This window comes from Pseudomonas sp. SIMBA_041 (genome assembly GCF_046535095.1).
GTDB lineage: Bacteria > Pseudomonadota > Gammaproteobacteria > Pseudomonadales > Pseudomonadaceae > Aquipseudomonas > Aquipseudomonas mucoides.
This window is the reverse complement of record NZ_JAWRXJ010000062.1, coordinates 1-399: the sequence shown is the minus strand read 5'-3', so window position 1 is coordinate 399 and position 399 is coordinate 1. Positions and strand designations below refer to the sequence as shown.

Genomic DNA, 399 nt, shown 5'->3' with positions numbered 1-399 from the left:
AACCCAGAACTGATTTCGCGCTTTGCCGGAATCAAGTTTGGTTTCGCGTATGCGCTGATGCCACCGCCGATCCAGGGCCTTGGCAACGGCTCCGGCTACGCGCTCTATCTGGAGGATCGCGCAGGGCTCGGCTATGGAGTGCTGCAGAACGCAGTCAACGCGTTCCAGGTGGCCGTCGCGAAGACGCCCGGCATGCATTATCCGGTGAGTACCTATCAGTCGAACATCCCGCAGCTCGAAGTGAAGGTCGACCGGCTGAAGGCGAAGGCGCAGAGCGTCCCGCTGACGAACCTGTTCGAGGCGCTGCAGGTCTATCTGGGATCCGTCTACGTGAACGACTTCAACGTGTTCGGCCGCGTCTATCGCGTGATGGTGCAGGCCGACGCCGCGCACCGCCAG

The 399-nt window shown here is 61.9% G+C and carries 1 protein-coding gene; it reads left to right on the top strand.

The window, feature by feature from the left end:
* Positions 1–399: efflux RND transporter permease subunit (locus tag SB725_RS30230; protein WP_410923029.1), on the top strand; the 399-nt coding region annotated here is incomplete at both ends.